Genomic DNA, 26,802 nt, shown 5'->3' on the forward strand with positions numbered 1-26,802 from the left:
GCTAAGCCGGTGGTTCTGATTTCTATGGAGTTAAAAGGTTTTAAATTTGTGGAAAATAGGATGGGTATTTCTCAATGAGCGTTTTCTGAAAGCACGAAGGGATTGGGAAAACAAACTGGACGCTACAATGCCCATGGAAAGCGCCACGGCAATGGAAAAGGTGTTTGCCCCTTCGCGAACGAAAAATTCCATATTGTCCTGAATTAAATAGCTCATGGTGTAGTACATGCCGCCGCCGGGGACCAGCGTAATCAATTGAGGCAGAACAAAAATCGTCGCCGGCATTTTGTAATGGCGAGATAAAAATTCGCTGAGAATGCCCATGATTAATGCGGCAACGAACGCGCCGAAAAAGGCGCTGCCTTCCAGTTCCAAAATTTTCAAATAAACCAAATAAGAGAAACCGCTGCTTAATGCGGCGGGGATCAACGCTCTTTTCGGTAGTTCAATGGGAATGGAGTAACCGATGGTCGCTGCAGTTGAGACTACAAACATGATAAAAAGTTTTGAAACGGGCATATCAGCCTCCTATAATCTTTTGAATGTTCAGAATAAATCCGACGCCCAGGGCAATGGCGAGGGCGACGAAAATGCCCTTTGTAATGCCGATCATGCCGGAGACAAAGTCCCCGCTCATAATATCCCGAAGGGCGTTTGTAACCTGCAAACCGGGAACCAGCGGCATAATGGAGCCAATAATAATCATATCCATATGCAATCGCGACGATGCGGAAGCGCCGATAAAAGCGAGAATTGAAATGACCATGGTGCCGATGAAAGTTTCAGGGAAGAAAGACATATCGTAATGGGAAGTGATGCGCATGCTCAAGCCCAAAACGGAACCGACGAAAAAAGTGTAGGCAAAATCGAACCAATCGCCGCCAAACATAATGGCGAAAGAAGCACTACACAAGCCGGTAAAGAGGATAGCTAATGGCAAGGAACATTTTTCCATGGTAGAGATGGAATAGAGCTCTTTTTTTGCATCTTTCAGAGAAATTTGTCCGGCGACAAATTTTCTGGAAAAAGAGTTTATGGCGTCGATGCGCGCCAGATGAATCCCCTGGGATTCGATATCTTTAAACATGGTTATGGTTTCGCCTTCGTATTGTGCGGAGACAAAAATCGCCGAACTCAGACCGAAGACCTCCACCTCGTGAATTTCTTCCACGCAGGCACACATACGCTCGATGGTATCCTCGGCACGGTAGATTTCCGCGCCGTTTTTTATAAGCATTTGGCCGGTAATCATGGCCAGATTAATGACATTTTTGGCTTCATTTAAATCATTTACGTGAAGTTTTTCCATGCCAATCACCTGCTTTCTTTATTAATTCTAATTTAGCCTTGCGGCTCAGTTTTTTTATGGCCGCCTCCCGCTTAAGTCCCCACGATTTGTCTGCGCCTTCTTCGACATAAACGAGGGATACGGGCAGGCGAGCGCGGGTGTATTTGGCACCGATACCTAAATTGTGTTCCTCAAGGCGCCTGGCTGGATCCGTGGTGTAGCCCGTGTAAAGGGTGTCGTCTGCACAGCAGAGGATATAGACGTAATGTTTTTTTAATTTTTCCATTGGCTTAACACTTCTTTTATGGCGTCGTAATGAAAGCCACGGGATAGAAGAAAGCGAACAATCTTTTCCCACGACTTATTTAATTCACCGCCACGAAGGTATTTCTTTTCCACCACAGACTGAATCATGTCCTTTTCCAAATCCGTCGTGTATTCCTCCAGAGCGCGGTCAATGGTGTCGTCGTCGATGCCTTTTCTGCGAAGGGCGTAGGCAATTTTCACCGGCCCGTAACCGTTAATGTTTCGCTTGTCTCGACAATACAAAAGGGCATAGGCATCGTCGTCCAGAAAACCGTAGTCGATTAAGTAGTTTACCACTTCGTCGATGACTTCGCCACATAATTCCTCCGAAAGAAGAAGTGTGCGAATTTCCTGCTCCGTTTTTCTGTTTTTCAGCTTTTTCAGGGCTAAATCGATTCCCTCTTGTCGGGCACTGTCGAAGATAATGGCGGCGACATCTTTCTCGTCCACCTCTTTGCCCTTATATAAATTGTGGCGCACGAATACCGCCTCTTTAAGGGCAAGGGTCTCGTCATTGGAGAGGCAGATTAAATAGCGGGGGCCGTCTTTTTTTATTTTTAAAATCTTCATAGGCATCACTGACTTATTTTAACATATATTAGAATTTTCTTCTCGATGATGCGGATGATTGAAGGGGCGGAAACGTTGAAAATGTACCGTTGCTGTGATAGTATTTATGTAAAATTGAGATGAGGTGCAGGATGATTGCAATACTTTCACAGATATTTAAATACATTTTCATTCTAATCATTTACCTGTTTATTTTTACGATTATTCGTATGATTTATTTGGATATTCGCTCCATGCAATCCATGGAAGTCGGTAAAGATGAAGCGTATTTAAAAGTTGTGAATCGACTGGATTCACTGAATTTTAAAATGCAAGAATACTACGTGCTCAGAGGCGCGACGAAATTAGGGCGAAGCAGTAAAAACGATATCGTCATCAAAGACAGTTTTGTTTCAAAAAACCATTTGATGATTGAAAAAGAAAACAGCCATTACTATATTCGCGACTTAAACAGCGCCAACGGCACGTTTTTAAATGGTCAAACCCTTAACGAGAAAACGGAATTGAAAAACGGCGACCGCATCGGCGTTGGCTTTATTCAATTTTTATTTGTCGATCAAAGTAGGTGATTCTGTGGATAATAAACTGTTCAGACGACCGCGAGACATACTGCTCGTTTTTGAAATCTTGGCCATCGCTTTGGTTTTTTATACCTACGAAGGGCATCTGGATCGCCAATTGTTATTCCTGACAGGTGGTCTTGTTTTTGTTATCTACATTTCAAATTTTATCCTCGGCAAAATTACTACCGGCGATAATTATATATTTTTAATCGTATCCCTTCTTCTGACCATTGGTGTCATCACGATTTTCCGCATAAAACCGGAAACGGGCATCAAGCAACTTCAATGGGCATTTATAGGGGTATTGTTTTTTTATGCCACCTATTTCATCGTCCGCGTCGTGCCCCATGTGGAACGCTACGGCTCTTTGGCCTTGATTATCAGCGTTCTGCTCTTCTTATCGACGATTCTGTTTGGTAAAACCGCCCACGGAGCGAGAAACTGGCTCAATCTCCACTTTATTATTATTCAGCCTACGGAATTTATTAAAATTCTGCTCATGTTTATCCTAGGCAGCTTTTACTATAATTACGAAAAATACAAAAAGTATCCCTACACCAGCTGTATTATTATGGCGATCATTTACTTTTTCGTCTTGCTCTTATTTATTCAACGGGATTTGGGAACAGCGGTACTGTTTATGGCTATGTACATCGCCATTCAATTTGTTTACGATCCGGATATTAAGGCCTTTTTCATCAACCTCGGTCTTTTGGCTCTGGGCAGCGTCTTGGGCTACTTTCTCTTCGGCCACGTGCGTACCCGTATCGACATATGGCTCGATCCCTGGAGCTCCGCTTACGGCACGGGCATACAGATCGTGCAATCCCTTTTTGCCATTGCCGAAGGCGGCTTCTTCGGTGCCGGCATCGGCTTCGGCCATCCGGAGCTGATTCCCGTCGCCGTATCCGACTTTATTTTCCCGGTTATTTGCGAGGAAATGGGTTTGTTTGCAGGCTTTGCCATCATTCTCCTGTACATCCTCTTAATTTACCGGGGCATTAAAATTGCTTTGGAACAAGAGTATAAGTTTTATCGGATGCTGGCCATTTCAGCAACGGTACTGATTTCCGTTCAGGCCTTTTTGAATATCGGCGGCGTGACGAAGTTGATTCCTATGACCGGGATCACCCTTCCCTTTATGTCTTATGGCGGCAGCTCCATTTTATCCAGCTTCATAGCCCTGGGCATTTTGCAGGTAGCCTCGGAGGATTTGTCGTGGAAGTATGAGAGGGAAATTATGAGAGATGAGGTGAGCGATGAAGCAATCGGAAAATAAACGCATCATTATTTTGCTCGCCGGCCTGATCGTTTTGTTCTTAAGCTGCATTGTCTATTTAAGCTACTTTTATATTTTCCAAGCCGAAGAAGTAAAGCGTAATCCTGCCAATCGCCGTGGGTACATCGAAGAAGCGCAGATTAAGCGCGGCGACATTTACGATCGAAACGGGGAAGTCTTGGCCACCTCGAAAGGCGCACCCGGCAATTACCGAAGAGAATACGCCTATCCCACGTTGTATTCCCATATTATCGGCTATTGCCACCCCTCGCTGGGAAAAAGCGGTTTGGAATCGTCTTATAATGATTACCTTCTGAATCGCAACGGCAATCGCACACTTAAAGCCATATCGGATATGATTCGCTCGAAAAAACAAGACGGCAATTCTTTGGTGCTCACCATCGACACCCAGGTGCAATCCAAAGCCCGCGAGCTTTTGGAGGAAAATACCGAAAAGGGAAGCGTCGTGGTCATGAACCCCAAGACAGGGGAAGTTTATGCCATGGTGTCTCTGCCTGACTTTAATTCCTCGACCATTGCCGAAGATTGGAATGCGTTACAGAAGAATGAATCCGGCGCATTGCTGAATCGCTCCATTAATGGGCGTTACCCGCCGGGCTCCACCTTTAAAGTAATTACGGCGGCCTCTCTTTTGGGGCAAGATCGCATCGGTTTAAACTACGAGGACACGGGATCCCAAGTTGTCGACGGACGGGAATTTAAAAATGCCGAAGGGGCACAATACGGCAGTGTCGATCTCAGGGAAGCTTTGGCGAAATCCATTAATACCTATTTCGTGGAAAAAGGTTCTAAACTCGGAAAAGAAACCCTCGGCGGCACGGCGGACAAATTCTATTTCAATTCGAAGATTCCCTTCGATCTTCCCGTGTCCGTATCCGTTTTCGACTATAAGAAAAATTTGCCGAAAACCACCTTGGCCGCTTCAGCCATCGGCCAGGGGGATGTATTGGCGACGCCCCTGCACATGGCCCTGGTGGCCTCCGCCGTGGCCAACGACGGTAAAATGATGCAGCCGATTTTAGTGAAAGAAGTGGAAGATGCGAAGGGCTCGGCCATTGAAGAGCATAAGCCGAAAGTACTTGCGGAATCCACCTCGTCGGATATTGCGAAGACATTGACCAAATACATGGTCTCCGTCGTTCAAGATGGTACCGGCAGGCGCGCTTCTTTGCGGTCAACGCAAGTGGCGGGCAAAACCGGTTCCGCCGAAAATGCTTCGGGCGAAAACCACGCGTGGTTTATCGGATTCGCACCGGCCAAGGATCCGCAAATCGCCGTGGCCGTCATTTTGGAACAAGCGGGCAAATCCGGGGGCAGTGTGGCGGCCCCCATTGCCCGGGACATTATCGTCTATGCATTAAACAACATCGACTTTAATCAAGGCCGTGAGCTACCGGAGTCCGACGATGATTGATCGAGAGGTCTGCGTCATGATCGCTGCCGCCGGCATGGGAAAGCGCATGAATATAAAACAAAACAAGCAGTATTTGCCCATTCACGGCAAGCCCATGGTTCGCCATACCATTGAAATTTTCGACGGCATGGAGGAAATTTCATTCATCGTCCTTCTGATTCGAGAAGGGGAAGAATCGATGATGGGAGAAATTCTGGCGTCTATGGATTTAAGTCACAGTATTTACCTGGTGGTCGGCGGTGACGAGCGCCAGGATACCATTTGGAAAGGCCTTCACTTTCTAAAGAATTGGGACGGCATTATCCTTACCCATGACGGTGCCAGGCCCTTTGTCACAAAAGAGGAAGTGCGTGCCGTCATTGAAGGTGCCGGTGAAAGCGGGGCCTGTTGTTTGATGACGCCGATGAAGGACACGGTGAAGATTAGTGAAGATGGCCTGTGGAGCGGTGTTACACCGGATCGCTCGAAGCTTTTTGCCATTCAAACGCCACAAGGCTTTCAAAAAGATATTTTGGTTCGCGCCTATAAGCAGGCATATGACGAAGGCTACTACGGAACCGACGATTGCTCCCTTGTGGAAAAGACCGGTCGTAAAGTAAAATTAATACGCGGTTCCTACAACAACATTAAAATCACGACACCGGAAGATTTAATCTTTGCCGATGCCATTTATTCAGATAGGAAGAGCCCATGAGAATCGGAATCGGATACGACGTCCATCAATTAGTCGAAGGAAGAAAACTTATTCTCGGTGGCGTGGAAATACCCTATGGTCGCGGCCTTTTAGGCCACAGCGATGCCGACGTACTCATTCACGCCATCGAAGATGCCATATTGGGCGCCTTGGCCCTGGGTGACATCGGGAAGCTCTTTCCCGACACGGATCCCGCCTATAAAGACGCCTCCAGTATGGGAATGTTTAAAAAAGTCATGGACCTCGTGAAGGAAAAAGGCTATGCTATCGGCAACATTGACGCGACAGTCATCGCTCAAGCGCCGAAGCTTGCGCCCCATATTCCCGCCATGCGGGAAAATATTGCAGCGGTTTGTGAAAAAGATCTCGGTGCAATTTCTATAAAAGCAACAACCAGTGAGAAAATGGGGTATGAAGGAAGAGGAGAAGGCATGACGGCCATGGCGGTTGTGCTGTTAGAACCTGCAGAAAAGAAAGGACAATAAAATGTTAGTTACGGGAAAACAAATTTTACAACATGCAGACGAACACGGCTATGCAGTGGGCGCCTTTAACGTGAACAATATGGAAATCATTCAAGCCATTGCTCAAGCGGCAGACGAGCTGCGTGCGCCGGTTATTTTGCAAGCGTCTCAAGGGGCGATCAAATACGCCGGCGTAGACTACATTACCTCTCTCGTAAAAACCACAGCCGAAAAGCTCGACGTTCCCATGACCTTGCACCTGGATCACGGTACGGATTTTGATGAAATCATGAAATGCATTCGCAGCGGCTTCACCTCCGTCATGATCGATGCATCGAAACATGAGCTGGAAGAAAACATTCGTCTTACCAAAGACATTGTGCGAATCGCTCACTCCGTCGGCGTATCTGTAGAAGCTGAAATCGGTAAAATCGGCGGTACGGAAGACCAAATCGTCGTCTCCGATGCAGAAGCGACCTACACGGATCCCGAAGAAGCACGGATTTTCGTAGAAGAAACAGGCGTGGATTCTTTGGCCATTGCCGTCGGCACGGCACACGGCGTCTACAAGGGCGAACCGAAGGTAGACATTGAGCGAATCAAAGAAATTGATCGCATCGTCAGTGTTCCTTTGGTTCTTCACGGCTCCAGCGGCGTGCCCTACGATACCCTGGAAAAGGCCGTGGCAGCAGGAATCCGCAAGATCAACATCGACACGGACATTCGCGCCAGCTTTGCCGGTGCGGTAAAGGCCTTTGTCACAGAAAATCCCGACGAAATCGACCCGAGAAAGATTTTAAAACCGGCTCGTTCGGCAATGACTGAAACGGTGAAGGAAAAAATTAAAGTCTTCGGCAGCGACGGCAAGGCTTGGAAGTAATGAAGTTTTTCATCGATACGGCGAATATTTCCGAAATTAAGGAAATCGAGGCCTGGGGGATTTTAGACGGCGTCACCACAAATCCGTCGTTAATTGCAAAGGAAAAAGATGTTGTCTTTGAAGATGTCGTGAAAGAGATCGCATCCATCGTCGACGGCCCGATTAGCGCCGAAGTGACGGCAGAGGGCGCCGAGGACATGATTGCTGAAGGCAAGATGCTCGCCGCCATTCACGAAAACATTGTCGTGAAAGTGCCCATGAACGAAGAAGGCTTAAAGGCCATTCGCGCTCTGGAAGGGGAGGGGATAGCCACGAACTGTACCTTGATTTTTTCTGAAAATCAGGCGCTTTTGGCCTTGGCTGCCGGTGCTTCATTCATCAGCCCCTTTGTCGGACGACTGGACGACATCGGCCACGAGGGCATGGCGCTGGTGCGAAACATCGTTTCGATCATCGATTTTTACGGTTACGAAGCGGAGGTTATCGCCGCCAGCATACGCAATCCGCTCCACGTAAAAGAAGCGGCACAAGCCGGGGCCCATATTGCCACGGTCCCCTACAAGGTGTTTCATCAAATGCTGAAACATCCGCTGACAGACAAGGGAATTGAACAATTCAACAAAGATTTTGAAGGGACGAAGAGAGCCAATGGATAGAGATCTCAGTTTAAACTTAGCACGGGTTACGGAAGCGGCGGCTTTAAGCGGTGCACGCTTCTTGGGAAAAGGCGATAAAAACGGCGCAGACGGTGCGGCAGTCGATGCCATGCGCCGCATGTTCGATACGGTGCACATTAAGGGCAAGGTTGTTATCGGCGAAGGAGAAATCGACGAAGCACCCATGCTTTATATCGGTGAAGAAATCGGCATGGGCGGTCGTAGTGATGAAGCCGTTGACATTGCCGTGGATCCCATAGACGGCACAACAGCCATTGCAAACGGCATGAACAACGCCATTGCCGTCGTTGCCGTGGCGCCGGAGGGTTGCTTATTGCACGCACCGGATGTCTACATGAAAAAAATCGCCGCAGGCCCCAAGGCAAAAGGCGCCATTCGCCTGGACGATACCGTGGAAAATAATATTCGGCGGGTTTCTGAAGCCATCGGAAAGGCGCCGGAAGAGATGACCGTATCCGTACTGGATCGCCCCCGCCACGACGAATTAATCAAAGAAATTCGCGCCACCGGTGCCCGTATTAAGAAAATTAAAGACGGCGACATCGTTACGGCAATTTATACTTGCTTTGAAGAGAGCGGCATTGATATGATTATGGGCATAGGCGGCGCGCCGGAAGGCGTCATCGCAGCAGCGGCCTTAAAATGTTTAGGCGGCGATCTTCAAGGAAAGCTCGTTATGTACGACGATGCACAAAAAGAACGCGTGGCGAAAAGCCCGGCCGATCCCGAAAAGATCTACACCATCGAAGATCTCGTCAAGGGCGACGATGTGATCTTTGCCGCAACCGGCGTATCCAACGGCGATTTACTGAAAGGCGTGCGCTACATGAAAGGCAACAAAGCGACTACCCAATCCTTGGTTCTGCGCCTGCCCTCGAAGACCGTTCGTTTTATCGACAGCGTCCACGACTTAAATCACAAGCCGGAGTATGCGAAGTAAATTGACAAAAAGAAGAAAGTATGCTATCCTATAAAAGTTAGTAATAGAGATGAATTTTTAAAGAAAGGAGTGTGGACAGATGAAAAAAGGTATCCATCCCGAATATAAAGAAGCTACAGTCACTTGTGCTTGTGGTAACACCTTTACGACGGGCTCTGTAAAAGAGGATTTAAAAGTGGAAGTTTGTTCCGAATGTCATCCTTTCTTCACAGGACGTCAAAAGTTTACTGATACGGGCGGACGTATTGATAAATTCAACAAAAAGTACAAAAGATCATAAGAAGACGGCCCGTGAAAGCGGGCCCTTTTTTTTAAGGAGTTTCCCTGTCTATGAATGAATCCTTTAAGACGACCATCGGCGGTCAGGCTTTGATCGAAGGGGTGATGATGCGCGGTCCTTCGAAAACAGCGTATGCCGTAAGAAAACCCGACGGCGACATTGCCCTACGCATCGATAAAAATAAGCAAATCGCCGATCAATACCCCTTTTTAAATTGGCCGATTATTCGCGGCGCAGTCAAGCTAATCGAGGCCATGGTCATCGGCGTCGATGCCATTATGTATTCTGCCTCATTTTGGGAAGAAGCGGAAGGCGAGGAAGACAGCTTTTTTAGCAAGCACTTCCCGGAACAGGGAGAAAAGATCGAGCAGATTTTTACCGTGGGCTTCTCTATTCTCTTAGCCGTTTTATTTTTCATGGTACTACCCAATGTATTGGCCACGTATTTTGAGCGCCACATTGCAAGCTCCGTCTTGCTGAATCTCGTGGAAGGCGTCTTTCGAATCGGGATTTTCTTCGCCTACATGGCGTTGATCTCGAAACAAAAAGACATCGGCCGCGTCTTTGAATACCACGGCGCAGAACACAAATCCATCGCCTGCTACGAAGCCGGCGCGCCTCTTGAGGTGGAGGAAGTAAGAAAATATTCTCGCCTTCACCCGCGTTGCGGCACGAGCTTTCTCTTTATGGTTTTGATCCTTTCGGTAATCATTTTGTCCTTCTTTGGTTGGCCCTCGTTTTTAGGTCGCATTCTCGTGCGTCTATTGGTCTTTCCCCTTATTGCCGGGGTGAGTTACGAGGTTAATCGCCTGGTTGGAAAATATGACACGCCTCTCACCATGGCTCTTCGCTATCCCGGACTGATGATTCAAAAGCATTTTACCGTGAGAGAACCCGACGACCGCCAAATCGAAGTGGGCATCGCCTCTTTAAAGGCGGTTTTGCCTGCCGAAGGGGAAAGTGATCTATGGAAGTAAAAGCGGCCTTTGAAGAGGCTTGTGGGGCCTTAAACGGCGATCGGCGCCGCGCCTATGAGGTCTTTGACGGCCTCTTTCAAATGGATCGTAAAGCCCTTTTAATGAAACCTGAAAAGAATCTTTCCGAGGCGGACGTTTCACACCTTCGCCATGTTATTGAAAAAATGGCCGGGGGCATACCCATGGCCTACGCTTTGAAAAAAGCCTATTTTTACGGCGAGGCCTTTTATGTAGACGAGCGGGTATTAATTCCTCGTTACGATACGGAAAGAAGCGTGGACGCTATTTTGCGCCTTTCGACGAAAGCGAAGCGCATTCTGGAAATCGGCACGGGTTCCGGCTGTGTGGCTATGACTTTGGGGCGGCTTTTTCCCGAGGCTACCATCGATGCGGCAGATATTTCTAAGGACGCTTTGGACGTGGCGGAGACAAATAAAAAAATGCACGGCGCCTCGAATGTGCATTTCATTCACTCCGATCTTTTTTCTTCGATAGAAGGCACTTACGATGTGATCTATTCCAACCCGCCATACATTACCGCAGATGAGATGAAGGCATTGGATGATAGTGTCGCCCGTTACGAGCCTCACTTGGCCCTTCAAGGCGGCGAAGATGGATTGGATTTTTACCGCAGAATCATCGAGGCGGCGCCGCGATTTTTAAACACAGGGGGCTATTTGGTGTTTGAAATCGGGGCAAAACAGAGAAAAGATGTGGAAGAATTACTCCATGGCCATGGTTTTTCGGCCATCGGGTCTGAAAAAGATTTCGGCGGCCTGGATCGCGTCGTTTTTGGGAGGTTAGACAATGTTTGAAAATTTATCCGTATATGAAGATCGCTACAATGAATTAAACGAGATGATGATGGATCCGAAGGTTCAAAGCGACAGTAAACTGCTGCAAAAAACGGCCATCGAACACGCAGAGATCGAACCCATCGTAAAAAAATACAGAGAGTATGTGGAAACGACGGAGGCCATTGCCGATAACAAGTCCATGTTCGATGAAAAGCTTGACGACGACATGCGTGAGCTTGTCAAAGAAGAGCTGAAGATGGAGGAAGAGCATCTGGCGGAAATCACGGAGGAATTAAAGATTCTCTTGATTCCCAAAGATGAAAATGACGATAAAAATGTCATCGTGGAAGTGCGCGGCGGTGCCGGCGGCGACGAAGCGGCTCTTTTCGCCGGCGTCCTCGTGCGTCAATACATTCACTACGCCGACAATCACAACTGGAAGACTGAAATCATGTCCAGTAATGAAAACGGCATCGGCGGTTACAAAGAAGCGATTCTCTTGATTCAAGGAAAGGGCGCATTTTCTCGCTTGAAGTACGAATCCGGCGTCCATCGGGTGCAACGGGTGCCCGAAACGGAATCTTCCGGCCGCATTCATACTTCCACTGCCACGGTCATTGTCATGCCCGAAATCGACGATGTGGAAGTTGAAATTGACCCCAACGACGTGCGGGTGGATGTGTTCCGCTCCTCAGGCAACGGCGGTCAATCGGTTAACACCACCGACTCCGCCGTCCGGTTGACCCACGAGCCCACGGGAATCGTCGTCAGCTGTCAAGATGAAAAGAGTCAGCTGAAGAATAAAGACAAGGCTTTTAAGATCTTAAAGGCGAAGCTTTACGATATCGAAATGCAGAAACAAGAAGATGCATTGAGCAAAGAAAAGAAGTCACAAATCGGATCAGGCGATCGCTCCGAACGCATTCGCACCTATAATTATCCTCAAGGCCGCGTCACCGATCACCGCATCAATTACACGAGCCATCGCATTGACGACATCAATAACGGCGATCTCGACGATTTAATTGACGCTTTGACGGCGGCGGATCAAGCGGCAAAAATTGAAAATGTCGACTAATATGTCTCAGATTACCCCTGAAAGCTTGTTTTATTATCATTTATCAGATATAATGGAGAAGCAAAGAAACAACATGATATAAGGAGGCATTATTATGCACGCAATGACACAAGACAACTTAAGAAGCGCCTTCGGTGGCGAAAGCCAAGCCCACGTCCGCTACGGCATTTGGGCAAAAGCTGCCGGAAAAGAAGGTTTCCCCAATGTTGAAAGACTCTTCAACTGCACCGCTGAAGCTGAAAGAGTTCATGGCAATCTGCACTTTAAAGCCATGAAAGACATCCACGGCGACTTCGCAGTAACCAGCATGGCAGGCTTCGGAATCGGCACCACCTCCGAAAACCTCCAAAAGGGTATCGACGGCGAAACTTTCGAATTTACCGAAATGTATCCCGCATTTATCGAAGTAGCTAAGATGCAAGGGGAAGACGACGCTGTAAAGGCTATGCGTTTTGCTATCGAAGCTGAAAAGATTCACGCCGTTCGCTACGAAGAAGCGAAAAAAGCAGTTGACGCCGGCAAGGACTTAGACGCAAAAGACATTCTTCTCTGCCCCGTATGCGGCTACATCACCTTTGATGCAAGCGAAGAAGAATGCCCCATCTGCCACACCAAATCCAAAGCATTTGTCGCTTACTAAGACTAAAAAAGACATCTTCGGATGTCTTTTTTCATGCCCGAAAATTCAATTTCAACTATGGTATAATGGGAAGAACTGTGAATTAAAGGAGTAAGCATGGAAGAAAAATTTCAACAATTAATCGATCGTGTGAAAGACATTCACGGCGGTCAAACCTACGTCATCACCACCCACGGATGCCAAATGAACGAACACGATTCGGAAAAGATAAAAACTTTATTAAATACCATGGGCTTTAAAGAAATCGACGAGGAAGAAGATGCGGATTTAGCGATCATCAACACCTGCTCCGTTCGCCACAGCGCGGAAGACAAAGTCATCGGGCATATCGGGCGCTTAAAGCACATAAAAAAGAAAAATAAAGACTTGAAAGTGGCCGTATGCGGCTGCATGATGCAGCGAAAAGAATCCAGAGACAATGTTTTAAATACGTTTAATCACGTGGACATCGTCTTTGGTACGAACAATATCTATCGCCTGCCTCACCTGATTTTACAAAGCGACGATAAGAAAAATGCCGTTGTGGACATTGACGAAAGCTACACGAATTTCGACAATCAAATTTATTCCAGAACGGCGGGCAATGCCGCCTATGTAAACATTGTTTACGGTTGCAATAATTTTTGTACCTATTGCATTGTGCCCTACACCCGCGGCCGCGAGGTGTCCCGGGCGCCGGAAGATATTTTAGATGAAATCAAAAATCTCGTGGCAGACGGGGTAAACGAAATAACCCTTTTAGGCCAAAATGTAAATTCTTACGGAAAAAATTTAGAAGAGAAAATAACATTTGCCCAGCTTCTGCGCCTGGTCCACGAGGTGGAAGGAATCGACCGCATCCACTTTACCACGTCTCATCCGAAGGATATGTCCGACGATTTAATCGCCTGCTACAAGGATCTCCCGAAGCTTGCGGGTTACCTTCACCTGCCCGTGCAATCCGGCTCGAATCGCGTATTAAAGATGATGAACCGCCACTACACCCGTGAAGATTACTTCCAATTGATCGACAAGGTGCGGGCCGTGCGACCGGATATTTCTTTGTCCACGGATATTATGGTGGGTTTTCCCGGCGAGACGGACGACGATTTCGAAGACACTTTGGATCTGGTGAAGCGGGTAAAATACGACAATGCCTTTACCTTTATTTACTCCAGACGAGAAGGTACCCGCGCCGATAAAATGGAAGACCAAGTGCCGAAGGAAGTAAAGGACGCACGTTTTCAACGGCTATTGGATGCGGTTTATGCCATTCAAAGGGAAAAGTATAAAGCCTTACACGGCACGGTGCAAGAGGTGCTTTTCGAGTCGGTCAGCAAAAATGATCCGACGAAAATGAGCGGGCGGACGGACGGATTTAAATTGGTCCACGCGCCCTACGATGCGGCTTCGATCGGCAAGATCGTGCCGGTTAGGATAACAGGAGGCAATACATTCTCTTTAGAAGGAGAAATTGTTCATGCAAAGCAGTGAATTTGAAAAATTAACGCCGGCCATGCGCCATTACGTTGAAACAAAAAATAAAAACCCCGACGCTTTTTTATTCTATCGCCTCGGGGATTTTTACGAGCTCTTTTTTAAAGATGCCATTGTCGTGTCCGATTTGCTGGATTTAACGCTTACGAAAAAAAGCGGCGGTCTGGATGAAAAAATTCCCATGTGCGGCGTGCCCTATCGCGTTGCCAATCAATACGTGAAGCGCCTGGTGAAAATGGGTTATTCCGTAAGCATTTGCGATCAGGTGGAAGACCCGAAGCTTGCCAAGGGCTTGGTAAAGAGAGAAATCACCAAGGTCATTACGCCGGGCACCTTTATCGACGAAGATGAAGGGGATGAAACCCGCATTCTTACAAGCATCGCCCAAGAGGGAAAGATCGTTGAGCTGGCACACTGCGATTATCCGGCGGGAAAAGTCTATATGGATCGAAAAGTCTGTTGGGACAAGCGGGAAATCGAAAGCTTTCTCGAAAAGCAATTTTCCCTTTACCGCCCGGCGGAAATTCTCTACAGTCATTCTTTTTCGAATAAGGCCACGATCCGCAAACTGGCGAAGCGCTACAATGTATTAAAAAGCAGCGAACTTTCCGGCGAGCACAGAGAAATTTTGGCCTCCTACGAAGCGCTGAATCGCGGTATCGATTACGATAGCCTCGCCCTGGCCAATCTCCTGGATTATTTGGAGACGACCCAGTATCATCAACAGACCCATCTCCATATCTCCGCCAGAGAAGACCACGACGCGGTGATGGACCTCTCCGAAACCACCATCCGAAATTTAGAGCTTGTGAACAATAATCACGACAACCAAAAGGAACACTCCCTCTATGCGATTCTGGATCGCTGCAAGACGCGAATGGGGAGCCGCTATTTGCGTGCGTCTATTTTGCGGCCTTTAATGGATGAAAAGCTGTTAAATGCTCGCTACGACCGCATCGATTCCCTTCATGCCGACAGGATTTTATTCGACGATCTTCAGGAACAGCTGGCAGTGATCTACGACATCGATCGCCTGTCCATTTACATTGCCAATGAGACCATGACGCCGAAACAAATTGAGCGCCTCGTGAAGAGTTTGGATGCGGTGCAGCTGATTGTACGGCTCCTCGATAAAGCGGACAATCGACCATTGCTGGCACTTTTTAACGGCGTGGATCTCATGGAAGAGCTTTCAGGCGAATTGCGGGAAATTTTTATCGACGAACTGCCGGCAAATTATCGAGAACAGCGCTTTATCGCCCAAGGCATCGATGAGGAATTGGACCGGCTCTTCGCCCTATCTGAAAGCGGTAAGCAATGGATTTTGCAGCTGGAAGAAAAAGAGCGGGACGCCAGCGGCATTAAGAATCTGCGTGTAAAGTACAATAAGATCTTGGGTTACTTTTTCGAGGTATCGAAATCCTATGTGGATCAAGCGCCGACGCATTTTATTCGCAAACAAACCCTGGTGGGCAGCGAACGGTTTTTCACCGAAGAGCTGAAGAACAGGGAAGAGGAAATTCTCCACGGAAAAGAACGCGCCCTTGAACGGCAATTGGATCTTTTGGAGGCCATTCAAACGCGCATCGCATCCAATTTAACCGCCATACAGCTTTTATCCGAAGCCGTGCAAAAGCTGGACGTAGCCTGTGCTTTGGCGGAAGTGGCAGAGCAATATAATTACCACCGCCCTCGCTTCAACGGCAGCGGCATCCTCTTTATTAAAGATGGCCGCCATCCTGTGGTGGAGCGAACCATGGATGAGGCCTATATTCCAAACGACACCTACTTAGATGACGAGAAGGTCCTGCTTCAAATCATTACCGGGCCCAACATGGCGGGCAAATCCACCTACATGCGTCAGGTGGCATTGATTCAGATCATGGCTCAAATCGGCGCCTTTGTGCCGGCAGAAGAGGCCAATCTGCCCATGGTGGATCAAATCTTTACGCGGATCGGCGCGTCCGACTACCTGACACGGGGACAGTCCACGTTTATGGTGGAGATGACGGAAGTGGCGGAAATTTTACGTCTCGCCACGGCACGTTCCTTGATTCTCTTCGACGAAGTGGGTCGAGGCACCAGCACCTATGACGGCCTGTCCATCGCCTGGTCCATTATCGAATACATTTATAAAGAAGTTCGGGCGAAGACCCTTTTTGCCACCCACTACTTCGAACTCACGGAGCTGGAAAATCGCTACGACGGCATTTTAAATGTGACCGTAGCCACGGAAGAGGTGGACGACGAGATTCGCTTTTTAAGAAAAATCATCGTCGGCCAAAGTAATTACTCTTTCGGTATCGACGTGGCGAAACTTGCCGGCGTAAAAGAAGAAGTGATCGAGCGGGCGCGGATAGTCCTCGATCATTTAGAATCCGACGGCAGGGGAAAGGCCATCGCCTCCGTCCGTAACGATGTCCTCGTCGCCGATACGGGGTCGGATCCATTACGTGAAAAAATTCGTTCCATTGACATCAATCAAACGACACCCCTGGAAGCTCTTATGCTTCTCGAAGCCTTAAAGGAGGACGCCGATGCGTGAAATACATGCCTTAAGCGATCAGACAATTTCTCAAATTGCTGCCGGTGAAATCATCGAAAACCCCGCCTCCATTATTAAGGAGTTGGTGGAAAATGCCATCGATGCGAATGCCGATCGCATCAGCATTCGCTTATCTGACAACCTTTTAGACGAAATTCGCATCGCAGACAATGGCGACGGCATCGCAAAAAGCCAGATCAATAAAGCTTTTTCCCGCCACGCCACGTCGAAGCTCCGCACCATCTCCGATTTGGATTTAATTACGAGCTTAGGCTTTCGCGGCGAGGCCTTGGCGAGCATCGCCCATATTAGCCAAATGGAGTGCGTGACGAAGACGGCTGAAAGCGACTTCGCCTATCGCTTTGTTGTGGAAAAGGGCGTCGTCTCTCAAGGAGAGCCCGTCGGCGCCCCGGTTGGGACGACGATGATCGTGCGGGATATTTTTTACAACACCCCGGTGAGGAAGAAATTTCTAAATACCACGTCGAAAGAAATTCGCCACATCGTCGAAGTGGTGGAGCGCTTGGCTTTGAGCCATCAAGATGTCTCCATTCACTTGTCCCGCAATCAAAAGACCTTGCTGCATTCGAAAGTTTCCGACGACAAGATCAATCACATCTATTCCATTCTCGGCAAGGACATTGCGAAAAATCTCCTGCCCTTCGCCTTCGATACGGAATCTTACAAAATCGAGGGCTTTATCGGCAACAACTTGCTCCACCGCGCCACGCCGGATCGTGAATTTTTGTTTGTAAACGGCCGCAGCGTCAAGAGCAACGACATTGCCCGGGCCATTCGAAAAGTGTACCGATCCTTAATTCCATTAAATCACTACCCGGTCTACGTTCTCTACATTACCATCGATCCCATTTTAATCGATGTGAATATTCACCCGCAGAAGCAAACCATTCGCCTGTCCAATGAAAATCAATTGACGACGATTTTGGAGCGTTTGGTGGAAGAGAAGCTTCGTCCTAAGCGAGAAATCCCAACGATTAATGATTTAAATGATGGTGCGAAAGATGCCCAAGCCCCGGTTCCGGAAAAAACGATTTTTGAATTGAGCAGAGAGCGGAAGATCGAAAGGGAAATGCCGAAAGCACCGACATTCGATCTTGCGGCTTCGGCCCCTATTGCGGCGGAAGAAAAACGCGCTTTCGGAGACGACGAGATGCCTTTGCGTCCGGAAATGCTACCTAATACGAAAGTAGAAGAAGAAAAGGAGCCGACGGAAAAGGCGCAGCCGCTGGATGTGAGTCTCTACCAATTTTTGGCCGTCGTATTTAAAACCTACATCCTATTTGAGAACAAAAGGGATCACCGCGTCCTCGTGGTGGATCAACACGCGGCCCACGAGCGAATTCTTTATGAGCGCTACAGCAAAGAAATTCGCGATAGCGCCGTAGCGACACAACTCTTGCTCGCGCCCATAGCGATCCACTTAAGTCCCGAAGAAATGCTTGCCGTTAAAAACCACCTGGCCGATTACGAAGCCCTGGGCATTTATCCCGAGGTTTTCGGCGAGCAGGACATTGTGATTCGCGAGGTGCCTGAGCACATCCTCATCGATAATTTTCAGCAGTTTTTTCTCGATTCCATCCATCAATTAGATGACGGCGTCAATGTAAAGGAACAGAACATCTATAAAATCATGCGCCTCGCCTGCAGAAGCGCCATTAAGGCAGGGGATAAGGTGTCTGAAGAAGAAGCCTACGCCCTTCTCGAGGAATTAAACAATGCTCAAACACCCTTTACTTGCCCCCACGGGCGACCCACGATGATTCATGTGGAAAAGCGTGCCTTTGAAAAATTGTTTTTAAGGGAGGGACTATGAAGCCTTTGATTTTAATTACCGGACCTACGGGTTCGGGAAAGTCCGATCTTTCCGTGGTCCTCGCAAAAAAACTTCATACGGAAATTATTTCCGCGGATTCCGTACAGGTCTACCGCGGTTTTACTATCGGTAGCGGAAAAATCACGCCTCAGGAAACGGAGGGCGTCGTCCACCATCTCATCGACATAAAAGAGCCCGAGGAATTTTATTCCGCCGCCGACTTTTACGAAGCTGCCATGCCGATCTTCGATAAGTTGTGGCAAAGAGGAAAAATTCCCATCGTCTGTGGGGGAACGGCTCTCTACATTCACAGTTTGATTTACGAATTGAATTTTTCCGAAAAGCCTTCCTCCGAAACTCGGGATCGGCTTAATCGCCTTTACGACGATCGCGGCCTGGATTATATGGTAGCCCTGTTGAAAGAAAAAGATGCTGCCGTGGCGGAAGCAGTGGATTTAAACAATCCCCGCCGCGTGATTCGCGCCCTGGAGCGAATCGAAACCGGCCACGTTGAAACAGAGCAACTCCGGAAAAAGCGCAAAGGCATCGACCCTCTATACATTGTGCTGGATTGGGCGCGGGAGGATCTCTATTCGCGCATTAACCGTCGCGTACTGAAAATGGTGGATGGCGGGCTCTTTGAAGAGGTTGAAGGGCTCTATAAGTCCCATGGCGGCGATGTAAAGCCCATGGGATCCATCGGCTACAAAGAAGTGGTGACGTATTTTAAAGGGGAGTGGGACGAGGAAACCACCATCGAAAAAATCCAACAGCATTCCAGAAATTTTGCCAAGCGGCAAATGACCTGGTTTCGCAAGGAAGAAGATGCAGTGTTCATTCCCATGTCAGAACTAACAAAAGATGCGGCACTTGAGAAGATTTTAGAACTGGAGAGAGAAAAATATGGTACAGATTGCGGATTTAAAGGCGATTGAAGCAGGCCTTCAAGAACCCTTTGCTGCCCTGGATGAAATATGTTTATTTAATCAAGAAAAAGTATTAAAGGCCCTGCAGTCCGTGCGCTTGGCGTCGACGGATTTCAACTGGGCCACGGGCTACGGCTACGGCGATGTGGGCAGAGAAAAGGTGGAGGCCATCTACGCCGCCCTTTTCCGTACGGAAGATGCATTGGTACGGCCCAATATGGTATCCGGCACCCACGCCATTGCCCTGACCCTTAAGGCCCTGACGAAAGCGGGAGATACCATCGCTTCCGTGTCCGGCTCTCCCTACGACACCTTGCATAAAGTCCTTGGCACCGCAGGGGATGCACCAGGTAATTTAAAATCGCGCGGCATCGATTACAGAGAGCTTCCCTTAAAAGACGGCGCCATGGATTACGAGGCCATGAGCGATTTCGTCTCCAACGACGCGGATCTCGTTATTATGCAGCGCTCCACCGGCTATTCTAATCGGCGAGCCTTCACCGTCGATGAAATTAAGCGGGCGGTGGAAGAAATAAGAAAGAGCTACGACGGCATTATTTTTCTCGACAATTGCTACGGCGAGTTTACGGAAAAAATCGAGCCCACGGAAATCGGCGTCGATGTCATGGCGGGCTCCCTCATTAAAAACCCCGGCGGCGGCTTGAGTTTATCCGGCGGCTACGTGGTGGGAAGCGAAGAAATCATTGAGCGAGTGGCGGCGGAACTGACGGCACCGGGCATCGGCAAGGAATGCGGCCTCTCCTTCGGACAGACTCGAAACACCCTAATGGGGCTTTTTCTCGCGCCTCATCGCGTGGTGAATTGCATTAAAGGCGCCATGCTTTTCGCAAAAACCTTCGAAACCATGGGCTACGATTGCGTGCCGGCATCCACAGACCCGAGAAGCGACATCGTACAGTCCATCGCTTTAAAGACGCCGGAGAACCTGATTCGCTTTTGCCGCGCCATTCAGGCCGCTTCACCGGTGGATTCCCACGTCACGCCCTATCCATGGGATATGCCCGGCTACGAAGATCAGGTGATTATGGCGGCAGGCGGCTTTATCGAAGGCAGCAGCATCGAATTGTCTGCCGACGGCCCCATGCGCCCGCCTTATCGCGTGTACTTCCAAGGGGGGCTTACCTACGAACACATTAAGATCGCACTGATTCAAGTACTCACCGCCCTTGAAGAAGAGGCATAAAAAATCCCCGAGATCTTCCGATGAATGGGAAGCTCGGGGATTTTTTTATTACGAATAAACGGCAAGTAAGCGATTAAATTCCAATTAAGTTAAAGGATTGATAAATTTCTTATTTACTTCTAACTCAAATTCAATACAATTATGTTTATTTAATTCATGACCATGATCTTTTTCTGATTTTTTCCCTTCCGACTTTGTAGATACTATTTCTTTTCCCCTAAATAATTCTAGAAAAGAAAAAGCATTTGATTTCATATCTTTAACGTAAATTCCATATTCTCCATCATCTGGAATAGTAAATTTTACATCATCTTCTGGGTTTTCTACCCTTTTTATAGGAGCACCATAAGCATTATAGCCCAAGCCAGCTTTAATGTCTTCGGCAGGCAAAATACCTACTTCTAAATCATTTCGTTTTAAAGACTTTAGCTTAATGACTACGGTATCACCTTTATTCCATTTTTCTCTAGCAAAAGTAGCTACACTTCCTTTTAACAAGCGGATTTGAAAATGCGTAGATCCTTTCGTATCCCTAGATTCAACTAAAAAATTTTTGCTTGAAAAACATTTTGCATCGTTGCTTTTTTTCGCAGCCATTACTACATTCTGACTAAAAACTAATGTAAAAAGCAAAAGTGCTATTGAAAATTTTTTTAAATTCTTCATTTAATTCCCTCCTACGCCTTTATGACACTGCTCACACTCAAACTTATCAAAACCAAATAGTGTATAAATACATGTATTTAGTTTGTTTGCAATTTCCATTGCTACTGAAATTGTGGCTTGAGCCTCTCCACGTTCCAAAAGACTAATGTATTGTCTTGTTACACTTAACTTATAGGCTAATTCTTGTTGAGTTAATCCTTTTTCTTTCCTAACTTGTTTTATTCTATTTCCCAAAGTATTTTGAACCTACCTATCTAACATTCTCAATTTAACCTTAATATAGCATATTCCTTTTTATGATGCAATTATATTTGCAAAATTATTAGAATTTATCAAAGTCCTCTTGTATAGCTACTTACCAACACTTGAACTCGTTTTTCGAATCGGCATCATAGCCCTGTAATAAACATCCCCCGGCGTAGCCGGGGGATGTTTATTCATGCTAAAGCGCACAACAAAAAGGAGCCTAGTTTTCACTAGACTCCCCAATGGTTGACATAGAACCAAAAAAATCCCCGAGATCTTCCGATGAATGGGAAGCTCGGGGATTTTTGTATTACGAATAGATCGAAAGCAGGCGCTGAAATTCTAGAATATCTGTGTAGCCCTTTTTTGTGCCGGAGCCTAAGTTGTAGCCATGCTTTTTGAGCCTTATATCGCGGCATAAGAGCTGCAGCTCATGGGGCGAGGGCAGTTGACCAAAGGTATACACGGGGACACCTTCTTTGACAGATTCCACCATAAAGTCCGTAATGATTAAATCGTAGGGCAATTGCGTCAATTGAATCATATCGATGCGGTAGCCGTCGTACAATTCGGCGCGGATTAAATTCGACGATCCCTTGTTGATTAAGTGAACCAGCGATTCGCCGTAGAAGGCGTCGTTTTGACAGACCACCAGTGCCTTAAGGGGTTCGCGTCCGTAAAAAAGCTGGGAAAGAAGATCCGGCCACAAACTGTAAAAAGCCAAAGTCAATTCGTCGATTCGGTAATCGCCGAACTCCGGAAACTCTGAAACAAATTCTTTAAAAATAGCCGTGACCTCGGTGTGGAGCTCGGGATTTGCCAAAGAAACATAGGCGAGAAGATAGGTCGATCTCTTGAGGAAAAATTCCTTTTTCTTAAAATTAGACAGGCGGTAGGTAAAGTAAGCTGCCAAGGAACGATACAATCCGTCGCGATCCTCTAATTGCAAATGAAATTGATCCAAAAAGCCGGGTAAACGGGACTCAAAAAAGGCTTCGCAGCGTTTAATGGATTGCAGCCGTTCGTCTAAAAGATCCGTATCGTCGAAGAGCATGGGATTTTCTTCCGCGTAAAAGATAGATAAGACGCTGATTAGAAGATCCACGGTGGAATCCACTTGTTGCTTCGGCATAACATCCTTCGCCAAATCATTGATGACGCTGTCCGTGGCCAGTCCTTTTGCCTTGGCGACTAAATCATCGCGGAAATTCTCCGTATGGATCGGATGCCCATTAAGCAAACGGAAAAAAGAGACGGCAATCGCTACTTTAATGTAAATGTGTTGCGCCGGGGAAGGGGAGAAGTGGAGATAATTATACATGCGTTGGGCGAATGTTTCTACAACATCTTCCCGTATCGTTCCGGTAAAGGGCCAGTCTCTGGGATGCAACATGGTCTCCATAAACATGTTCACGTAAAATTTCTGAATCTCCTCTTCCTCGCCTTGCAGTTTGAAATCAGAATAGGAAAAAGTGAGATCGTAGATATCGGGCAATTGCTCGTTAAACTGTTGTATGTGGCGATAAATAGAAGTCTCGCTGAAGCCCAACTCAAAAGCGAGATCGGTTTTTTTAATAGAAGGCTCAAAAAAAGAGTTGAGAAGAATCTTATAGAGCAAAGATTCGCGAAGCAGCAATTTTTTCATGCCGATCAAACCGAAATTCGAACGAAATTGCACGTAGAGCATGGTGCCGATATAGTAAAAATCGGCGTAATCCTTAAATTTTTCTTCTATAATCTGAACATAGTTGCGCATCGTCTTTTTGGTGACGCCGATGACGACGGCCAAATCAGCCAATTGAATCCACTTATTTTGCGCTTTATAAAGAATGGTCAGAAGATCCATTAAATTCTTTTCCTGGTTTAAAATTAACATAAAGCCCCCTGTTTAAAGAGATCGAGTCGTATTCATTCATTATAATATAAGGTTTAATATACGAAAAGTCGTAAAAATCAGCTAAAAGAAAACCTGCCGCCGAGTCGGACCCGACAGCAGGTTTATTTAAAACAGGCGATAAAGGCCGATGACGCGGCCCAACACCTTGAGATCATCCACGTAAATAGGCGCCATGGTGCTGTTTTCCGGCTGGAGACGGAAGCGGTGATTTTCTTCATCGCGATAGAAGGTCTTGATGGTGGCTTCGTCTTCAATGAGGGCCAGGATAATTTCCCCGTCATTGGCAGAAGAAGTGGGCTCGATTAACACTTGATCGCCGTCCAAAATGCCGGCTTCAATCATGCTCTCGCCCTGAACGGTTAAGAAGAAGAGATTGCGGTCTTTTACAAAATCCGTAGCTAAAGGCACCGTATCCGAAATATTTTCCGAGGCTAAAATAGGCAGCCCGGCGGCGACGCGACCGAGAATGGGAATGTCGGTGGTTTTCTTTTTCGCAGAAAGAAAATCGTCGTCTTGATGAATCACCTCGATGGCCCGATTAATGGTGGCGCCGCGGCGAATATAATTTTTCAGCTCCAGCTTTTCTAAATTGGAGTGAACAGTCGAGGTGCTCTTAATATTGCAACCATTGCAGATTTCACGAATAGAAGGGGGGTAGCCGTTGGAATCGATAAAGCGTTTAATGTAAAAGAGAATTTCCATTTCCCTTTTTTCAAGATCTTCATACATAGTTTATAATCGCTCCTTTTCATGAGGTACATTTAGTATACCAGAGACGAACAAACATTTCAAACATACATTCAAAAAAGCTTGACAGGAAACAATTGTTCAGATACAATTGGAACAAACGTACGAACATAGATTCAAACATACGACCGAACATTTAGTTCATGGAGGCATGAAATGAAAAAACGAAAAACCATGAATCATCCCTGTCAAATAAAAAAACGCCCTTCTGCACGGGCCATTAAAAATAGAAAGCGTCTTCGCTTGCTGCCCGTCATTCTACTTTTGTTAATGAGCATTATGGGAACCACCGTTCCGAAGAGCATGGGAAGCTATCAGGTGCGGGAAGCCTATTGTGTGAAGCCCGGAGATACCCTGTGGTCCATCGCATCGTCTTACGCCGACGGGGGCGACGATTTGCGCCTCATGATCCATCGCATGGTAGAAGCCAACGACTTATCGGATAACTCCACCCTGAAGCCCGGAGAGACGATTTATGTCGTGTTGGATGAGCGCGAATTGGGAAATTAATTGCCCCTTAAGGATGCATGCAAACCAAGTTCCGCACATTCAGAGACGATGCTTTCGACGAATCCCTATGACACAAAAGCAAATGGTAAGAGAGCCTATCTTTTTGCCATTTGCTTTTTTCGTGCATTTCTTGTGAATAAAAGAAGACAGAAGATGCCCGCATAAACGGATAGCGCATTAAACCAAAAAATATTTAGTCACAAAATATAAATTTTGTGACTAAAGTAGGCTATCCAAAACAGAAGGAGCCCGAAGTTCGCTTTAAGGCATTTAAAGCGGATACGTGGTTTCCCTATGCTTCCCTATGAATTTTCGTTTTAAAGGCTTTAAATTTGATGCTACGGCTTTATTTATAGCTAAGGATGGATCCTTTAGTCAGCCTTGATTATACTATAAAATATTCGCGTGCGTCTGCCTCAGTATGATCCGACAAACTTTCGCCGGCAATCTTTATTCAAAAAGGGACTCGCTTTTTAAATTAATCTTACTTCTCGACATTGGCCATCATGAGATACTTAACAAATTTTAAAACCTCCTCTACTTTATTGCAGAGGAGGTTTTTGCTTGACTAATCTCGGTTCAACGACGTATGGGCTTATCGTTTAATGGATCCGGACAAGGATGTCGTCGTTTCTTGAAATTAACGCCGTAGGATCGAGCTAGCGGGCTTTTTATTCGTAAGGCATATGGATATGCCTGACTAATAATAAAAACCCGCTATTCGTTGCCTGTAGGCCATGAAAAAATAAGTTGTTTTTTTCAAAGAATCGTTTTGTTAAAAAACGAGGCACCGAAAACAGATCGAATGTTCGAACATATGATTCTTCCGAAAAGCTATATCTTTTCTTTTTTTGCGTCCTCAAGCATCTTTTCCACATCTTCGATATTGGCCAGCGGGTTTTGGCTCATGGTGTGGCGAATATCTTCCATATTGACGTGGGTGTAGATTTGCGTCGTGGAAATGGATTCGTGACCGAGGATTTCCTGAAGGGACTTCAGGTCTTCGTCGCCGAATTGATACATCAAAGTGGCCGCCGTGTGGCGCAGTTTATGCACGGTGTATTTTTTCGTATCGAATCCCGCGTTTTTTAAATGTTTTTCCAACATATGCTGAATGGAGCGATTGCTCATGCGGCTTTTGCGCATACTTAAAAAGAGGGCTTCCTCCCCTTCCAAGCCTTCGGCCTTTCGTTGCGCCAAGTAAGCGTCGATGGCGCGCTCAACCGTGTCGTTTAAATAGACCAGCCGCTCCTTGGAACCTTTCCCCCAAATGCGCAGGGTGCGGTCTTTGTTTAGGTCTTCCACATTTAATGACGCGAGCTCGCTAAGGCGCAGGCCGCAGTTTAAAAATAGGGTGGCGATGGCGTAGTCCCGGCGGCGAAAGATTTCTTTCTGCTTAAAATTTTGGATAAAATGCAAAAGCCGTACGGCCTCTTCCAATGTTAAGTAGACGGGAAGCGAGCGTTCGATTTTCGGCATGTCGATATTTTCCGTCGGGTTTTTATCCAAGACATCCACTTTGTAGGTCAAGTAATCGAAAAAAGAGCGCACGGAAGAAATTTTTCGGAATTTCGTTCGGCTGCTGTTTTGCCTTTCCCGATCCAAGTAGGAAATATAGGCGTAAACATCGCCCTTATCGATCTGTTCTAAGAGGGCCTTATCCACCTCATCGATGTCCACGTCGTCTAGGGAATCTACAGCGAGGCCTTCTTTTCGAACGCGCATATAGCGCAGAAACTGCCGTATGTCGTAGTAATATTCTTTAATCGTGCCGTCGCTGCGTCCCTTGGCGGCACGCAGGTAATTTAAGTAGTCGTCCAGTATATTCGAGCGAATCATGTTTCACCTCGTAACTATCATAGCAAAGAAAACAAGAAAAAACC

General features: G+C 46.9%; 28 protein-coding genes. 19 read left to right on the forward strand and 9 right to left on the reverse strand.

The genetic code is table 11. The annotated features are described in order from the left end of the window. Window positions 1-30: 30 nt before the first annotated feature. Genes WKT05_RS09395 through WKT05_RS09410 form a run of 4 tightly spaced genes read right to left on the reverse strand, consistent with a single transcriptional unit; the run spans window position 31 to window position 2,164 of the window. Window positions 31-519: a threonine/serine exporter family protein gene (locus WKT05_RS09395; protein ID WP_215507494.1), complete on the reverse strand. Its 489-nt coding sequence runs from the start codon at window positions 517-519 to the stop codon at window positions 31-33. A 1-nt stretch (window position 520) separates the two neighbouring features. Then, on the reverse strand, window positions 521-1,309 hold the full coding sequence (locus WKT05_RS09400; protein ID WP_340413872.1) for a threonine/serine exporter family protein: 789 nt from the start codon (window positions 1,307-1,309) through the stop codon (window positions 521-523). Next, entirely contained in the window at window positions 1,287-1,574 is a 288-nt protein-coding gene (locus WKT05_RS09405; protein WP_340413873.1) for a GIY-YIG nuclease family protein, read from the reverse strand. Before WKT05_RS09405 ends, WKT05_RS09400 begins: the two co-directional genes overlap by 23 nt. Beyond that, window positions 1,562-2,164: a RecX family transcriptional regulator gene (locus WKT05_RS09410; protein WP_340413874.1), complete on the reverse strand. Its 603-nt coding sequence runs from the start codon at window positions 2,162-2,164 to the stop codon at window positions 1,562-1,564. The genes WKT05_RS09405 and WKT05_RS09410 overlap by 13 nt, the downstream gene beginning before the upstream one ends. Before the next feature lie 131 nt (window positions 2,165-2,295). On the opposite strand from WKT05_RS09410, the gene WKT05_RS09415 reads away from it, so the two are divergent. The 18 genes from WKT05_RS09415 (at window position 2,296) to WKT05_RS09500 (ending at window position 20,853) form a co-directional block, all read left to right on the forward strand. Continuing rightward, on the forward strand, window positions 2,296-2,733 hold the full coding sequence (locus WKT05_RS09415) for an FHA domain-containing protein (protein WP_340413875.1): 438 nt from the start codon (window positions 2,296-2,298) through the stop codon (window positions 2,731-2,733). Between the two features lie 4 nt (window positions 2,734-2,737). After that, window positions 2,738-4,006, forward strand: coding sequence for an FtsW/RodA/SpoVE family cell cycle protein (locus WKT05_RS09420; RefSeq protein WP_340413876.1), 1,269 nt, complete (start codon window positions 2,738-2,740; stop codon window positions 4,004-4,006). Further along, complete coding sequence (locus WKT05_RS09425; protein WP_340413877.1) at window positions 3,987-5,441, forward strand: peptidoglycan D,D-transpeptidase FtsI family protein; 1,455 nt, start codon at window positions 3,987-3,989, stop codon at window positions 5,439-5,441. The genes WKT05_RS09420 and WKT05_RS09425 overlap by 20 nt, the downstream gene beginning before the upstream one ends. Beyond that, entirely contained in the window at window positions 5,434-6,135 is a 702-nt protein-coding gene (gene ispD / locus WKT05_RS09430; RefSeq protein WP_340413878.1) for a 2-C-methyl-D-erythritol 4-phosphate cytidylyltransferase, read from the forward strand. Before WKT05_RS09425 ends, ispD begins: the two co-directional genes overlap by 8 nt. Then, entirely contained in the window at window positions 6,132-6,620 is a 489-nt protein-coding gene (gene ispF, locus WKT05_RS09435; protein ID WP_340413879.1) for a 2-C-methyl-D-erythritol 2,4-cyclodiphosphate synthase, read from the forward strand. The genes ispD and ispF overlap by 4 nt, the downstream gene beginning before the upstream one ends. 1 nt (window position 6,621) lies before the next feature. Further along, on the forward strand, window positions 6,622-7,479 hold the full coding sequence (locus WKT05_RS09440) for a class II fructose-1,6-bisphosphate aldolase (RefSeq protein ID WP_215507503.1): 858 nt from the start codon (window positions 6,622-6,624) through the stop codon (window positions 7,477-7,479). After that, the gene (gene fsa, locus WKT05_RS09445) at window positions 7,479-8,135 is read left to right on the forward strand and encodes a fructose-6-phosphate aldolase (RefSeq protein ID WP_340413880.1); all 657 of its coding nucleotides are present in this window, start codon (window positions 7,479-7,481) and stop codon (window positions 8,133-8,135) included. Before WKT05_RS09440 ends, fsa begins: the two co-directional genes overlap by 1 nt. Then, a complete protein-coding gene (gene glpX, locus WKT05_RS09450; RefSeq protein WP_215507504.1) occupies window positions 8,128-9,096 on the forward strand; it encodes a class II fructose-bisphosphatase in 969 nt (322 codons plus the stop codon). Before fsa ends, glpX begins: the two co-directional genes overlap by 8 nt. A gap of 79 nt (window positions 9,097-9,175) precedes the next feature. Next, window positions 9,176-9,376, forward strand: a complete 201-nt coding sequence (rpmE, locus tag WKT05_RS09455) for a 50S ribosomal protein L31 (protein WP_108832136.1) — start codon at window positions 9,176-9,178, stop codon at window positions 9,374-9,376. 50 nt (window positions 9,377-9,426) lie between these two features. Beyond that, window positions 9,427-10,353, forward strand: a complete 927-nt coding sequence (locus tag WKT05_RS09460) for a DUF1385 domain-containing protein (RefSeq protein WP_340413881.1) — start codon at window positions 9,427-9,429, stop codon at window positions 10,351-10,353. Next, window positions 10,344-11,168 (forward strand): peptide chain release factor N(5)-glutamine methyltransferase, encoded by an 825-nt coding sequence (gene prmC, locus WKT05_RS09465; protein ID WP_340413882.1) that lies wholly within the window; start codon window positions 10,344-10,346, stop codon window positions 11,166-11,168. The genes WKT05_RS09460 and prmC overlap by 10 nt, the downstream gene beginning before the upstream one ends. Continuing rightward, entirely contained in the window at window positions 11,161-12,228 is a 1,068-nt protein-coding gene (gene prfA, locus WKT05_RS09470; protein WP_215507507.1) for a peptide chain release factor 1, read from the forward strand. The genes prmC and prfA overlap by 8 nt, the downstream gene beginning before the upstream one ends. Before the next feature lie 94 nt (window positions 12,229-12,322). Continuing rightward, the gene (locus tag WKT05_RS09475) at window positions 12,323-12,868 is read left to right on the forward strand and encodes a rubrerythrin family protein (RefSeq protein ID WP_215507509.1); all 546 of its coding nucleotides are present in this window, start codon (window positions 12,323-12,325) and stop codon (window positions 12,866-12,868) included. Window positions 12,869-12,964: 96 nt separating this feature from the next. Further along, window positions 12,965-14,341 carry a tRNA (N6-isopentenyl adenosine(37)-C2)-methylthiotransferase MiaB gene (gene miaB / locus WKT05_RS09480; protein ID WP_340413883.1) on the forward strand — a complete coding sequence of 459 codons (1,377 nt, stop codon included), beginning with the start codon at window positions 12,965-12,967 and terminating at the stop codon, window positions 14,339-14,341. Further along, entirely contained in the window at window positions 14,328-16,889 is a 2,562-nt protein-coding gene (gene mutS, locus WKT05_RS09485) for a DNA mismatch repair protein MutS (protein ID WP_340413884.1), read from the forward strand. The genes miaB and mutS overlap by 14 nt, the downstream gene beginning before the upstream one ends. Beyond that, entirely contained in the window at window positions 16,882-18,723 is a 1,842-nt protein-coding gene (gene mutL / locus WKT05_RS09490; protein WP_340413885.1) for a DNA mismatch repair endonuclease MutL, read from the forward strand. Before mutS ends, mutL begins: the two co-directional genes overlap by 8 nt. Continuing rightward, window positions 18,720-19,658 carry a tRNA (adenosine(37)-N6)-dimethylallyltransferase MiaA gene (gene miaA / locus WKT05_RS09495; RefSeq protein ID WP_340413886.1) on the forward strand — a complete coding sequence of 313 codons (939 nt, stop codon included), beginning with the start codon at window positions 18,720-18,722 and terminating at the stop codon, window positions 19,656-19,658. Before mutL ends, miaA begins: the two co-directional genes overlap by 4 nt. Continuing rightward, window positions 19,627-20,853, forward strand: coding sequence for a methionine gamma-lyase family protein (locus WKT05_RS09500; protein WP_340413887.1), 1,227 nt, complete (start codon window positions 19,627-19,629; stop codon window positions 20,851-20,853). Before miaA ends, WKT05_RS09500 begins: the two co-directional genes overlap by 32 nt. A gap of 84 nt (window positions 20,854-20,937) precedes the next feature. Here WKT05_RS09500 and WKT05_RS09505 read toward each other — a convergent pair whose 3' ends face one another. The 4 genes from WKT05_RS09505 to lexA all read right to left on the reverse strand — a co-directional run bounded on the left by WKT05_RS09505 (window position 20,938) and on the right by lexA (window position 24,391). Then, the gene (locus WKT05_RS09505) at window positions 20,938-21,519 is read right to left on the reverse strand and encodes a hypothetical protein (RefSeq protein WP_340413888.1); all 582 of its coding nucleotides are present in this window, start codon (window positions 21,517-21,519) and stop codon (window positions 20,938-20,940) included. Further along, a complete protein-coding gene (locus WKT05_RS09510) occupies window positions 21,520-21,753 on the reverse strand; it encodes a helix-turn-helix transcriptional regulator (protein WP_340413889.1) in 234 nt (77 codons plus the stop codon). It abuts the gene before it with no gap. A gap of 322 nt (window positions 21,754-22,075) precedes the next feature. Beyond that, window positions 22,076-23,641: a helix-turn-helix domain-containing protein gene (locus WKT05_RS09515; RefSeq protein ID WP_340413890.1), complete on the reverse strand. Its 1,566-nt coding sequence runs from the start codon at window positions 23,639-23,641 to the stop codon at window positions 22,076-22,078. Between the two features lie 126 nt (window positions 23,642-23,767). Further along, entirely contained in the window at window positions 23,768-24,391 is a 624-nt protein-coding gene (gene lexA / locus WKT05_RS09520) for a transcriptional repressor LexA (protein ID WP_340413891.1), read from the reverse strand. A gap of 174 nt (window positions 24,392-24,565) precedes the next feature. On the opposite strand from lexA, the gene WKT05_RS09525 reads away from it, so the two are divergent. Beyond that, window positions 24,566-24,919 carry a LysM peptidoglycan-binding domain-containing protein gene (locus tag WKT05_RS09525; protein WP_340413892.1) on the forward strand — a complete coding sequence of 118 codons (354 nt, stop codon included), beginning with the start codon at window positions 24,566-24,568 and terminating at the stop codon, window positions 24,917-24,919. Between the two features lie 834 nt (window positions 24,920-25,753). Here the strand turns inward: WKT05_RS09525 and WKT05_RS09530 are convergent. Next, entirely contained in the window at window positions 25,754-26,758 is a 1,005-nt protein-coding gene (locus WKT05_RS09530; RefSeq protein ID WP_340413893.1) for a tyrosine recombinase XerC, read from the reverse strand. Between the last annotated feature and the right edge of the window lie 44 nt (window positions 26,759-26,802).

It is taken from the genome of Peptoniphilus sp. HCN-40583, from assembly GCF_037892835.1.
GTDB lineage: Bacteria > Bacillota > Clostridia > Tissierellales > Peptoniphilaceae > Aedoeadaptatus > Aedoeadaptatus rachelemmaiella.